Below are 2,653 nucleotides of genomic sequence, written 5' to 3' on the forward strand. Positions count from 1 at the left end.
AGGGTGTCGAGATCGTCGACGTCGCCCGACGCGCGGTGGTGGGGACGGTCAGGCTTTCCACCTCTCGGCGTCCGGTGCGAATTCTCGGTGTCGCTGCCAGCCCCGGAGGCGAGCGGCTGTATTTGCTGGGACGGGGGGTCGAATTCGAAGTGGATCGATACCTCATCGATTCGGAAGTCGAAATCTTCGTTTACGACGTCTCGACGGGGGAAGTGACCTCGACCTTCCCGCTGCCGGAGTCGGTGGGTTATTCGACCTTCCCCGAGCTGAGGATGTCGCCCGAGGGTGATGTGCTTTTCGCTATGGGCGACGACATCTATGAGATCGGTCTCGACTCGCACGTGGTGGAGAGCGTCATCTCGTTGAGCCGGCAGCGCGCTCCGGGATACGGCGCTCCGGGGGGCGGTCTTCTCTTCTACGAGAACGATCCCGGCATCTACTATGCGGCCTATCAGACGCGAGACCCCGTTCTCGACCGGGGGACCACGGGGGTTCTTCGGTTGGATCTCGGGAACCGGCAGCTTTTCGGCTTCGACCTCGGACCGGGAATGAACGTGGCTCACATCGCCCTGTCGCCGGATGGCCGAACCGCTTATCTCGGCGGCATGGATCTCGTCGCCGTCGACATGCGGAGCCACCGCATCCTCAAGCGCAAGGAAGGAATCGAGCGTGGCAGGACGAATACGTCGTGGATCGTATCGGGCGACGGGACGAAGCTCTACGTCTCCGGAGTCGGCGCCGGGATGAAGATATACGACACCGCGAGTCTCGAGCTCATCGAGGAGATCTCGTTTGGCGCCGACGTGCTGTTCGCCCCAATCGTCCTTCCCCGAGATCTCCTCGTCCCCGTTTCGGAGTAGCCAAAGACGGGAAACGAAGCATCGCCCCGACGAATGACCGTCGTCGCCGACCGGATCGGCGCCTCGGGTGGCGTCGCGATCTTCGTGGGGCACGACGCGCTTCTGACGGCCCTTGCCGACGAGCTCGAAGAAGTGTCCGTCGTTTCCGCAAACCCCGGCTCGCCTCTGTTCGGGCCGCCCGGGGCGGTAGCGCTCGGCCGTCGTTCACGTGGTGCCTGGCAGCTCGAGCGGGTCGAGGCGCTCTGCACGCTCGACGCGGTGCGCTTCCGCTTGCCTCTCGTGGTAGCCGTACGCAGACTCGTGCCCCCGGGCAGGACGGTTCTCGTCGGCGCTCCCAACACCGCTCGAGGTGCCGCGGGCGCGGAGCTTCTCCTGGCACTCCAAGATGTGCTCGAGGCGAAGCACGTATTCCGATCCGAAGGTGCGGTGAGCTCGGATCGGGATCGTACGGCTCGATGGGATGATTATCTCTCTCTCGCGCGACCCGCGGACGTGGACGTGGGCGAGCTGAGCCCGGTCGGTGCCCCGCCGCCCCTCGAAGTGCCTTCGGCATGGCCGGGGCGCCAGGTTGCGCTCGTCGACGCCGACGGCGCGACGGTCGCTTTCGGAGAGGCGATCGAGCTCGAGGCCTCGAGATTGATGATCCGTGCGGCCCCGTTCGAGCCGAGCGGAATCGCGTCCTTGCTGGCGAGGGACGCGCGCCGCGACGGCGCGGGACGTCTGCGGACGGAACGTCGTGAGAGGACGGGAGTCGAGAATCCCGTCGCCGGAGATTTGCGCGCTCGCGCCACGAGGGCAACCGAGGTCCTCACGCCGCCCGTTCTCTCGCTCCAGAGCTCGAAGGCCCATCTCGTCAACGGAATCCTTGGAGATCCTTTGCTCCACGTGCGCCTGAGGCACCGGCGGAGAAGTCTTCTGCTCGACCTCGGTGAGACCGGACGGCTCCCGGCACGCATCGTCCATCAGGTCTCGGACATCTTCGTGTCGCACGCTCATTTCGACCATATTGGCGGTTTTTCGTGGCTGCTTCGCTCATCGATCGGATCGCCGATGTGCCGCCGGATCCATGGACCGCCCGGTCTCGCCGAGCATCTCGAGGGGACGATTCGGGGCATTCTGTGGGATCGCATCGGAGACCGAGGCCCGGTCTTCGAGGTCTCCGAGCTCGAAAGGGGCGTCCTGAGGAGGTTTCGACTCCAGGCGGGACGGCGCGGCGTCGAAACCCTCGAGTCGCGAACGGTCGAAGACGGCGTAATCCTCGAAGAGCCCGAGCTTCGCGTTCGAGCGGTGGAGCTCTGGCATGGTGTGCCCGTGCTCGCCTTCGCTCTCGAAGAACGGAGGGCGTTCCACGTCCGCGCCGAAGCTCTCGTTCGACATGGCCTCGAGCCGGGGCGTTGGCTCGGCGAGCTGAAACGGGCGCTCGCCGCAGGCGAGCCAGGAACACCGATTGCCCTTCCCGACGGCCGGTGGAGGGCGGCGGGAGAGCTCGCCGAGACCTTCGTGCGGAAACGATCGGGGCAAAAACTCGTCTATGCGACCGATCTCGATGACAGCGAGCGGAACCGAGAGCTGCTGGTGGCTTTCGCGCGGGGCGCGCGCTTTTTCTTCTGCGAGGCGAGCTTTCTCGAACGAGATGCGCATCTGGCGCGCGCCACCCGGCATTTGACGGCGCGAGCCTGCGGCGAGATCGCGGCCGCCGCATCGGTGGAAAGACTCGTTCCGTTCCACTTCTCCAAGCGTTACGAACGGGAGCCCGCGCTCGTGTATCAGGAGATCCGTGCGGCATTTCCGAG

At 65.5% G+C, this 2,653-nt stretch carries 2 protein-coding genes; both read left to right on the plus strand.

Annotation, left to right across the window (positions count from 1 at the left end; genetic code table 11):
- Positions 1-860, plus strand: an 860-nt coding sequence (locus VEK15_05775) for a hypothetical protein (protein ID HXV60182.1), incomplete at its 5' end; no start/stop codon positions are given.
- 33 nt (positions 861-893) lie between these two features.
- Positions 894-2,653 (plus strand): MBL fold metallo-hydrolase (locus VEK15_05780; protein ID HXV60183.1); only part of this gene is annotated, 1,760 nt, incomplete at its 3' end.

This window comes from Vicinamibacteria bacterium, assembly GCA_035620555.1.
Taxonomy (GTDB): domain Bacteria; phylum Acidobacteriota; class Vicinamibacteria; order Marinacidobacterales; family SMYC01; genus DASPGQ01.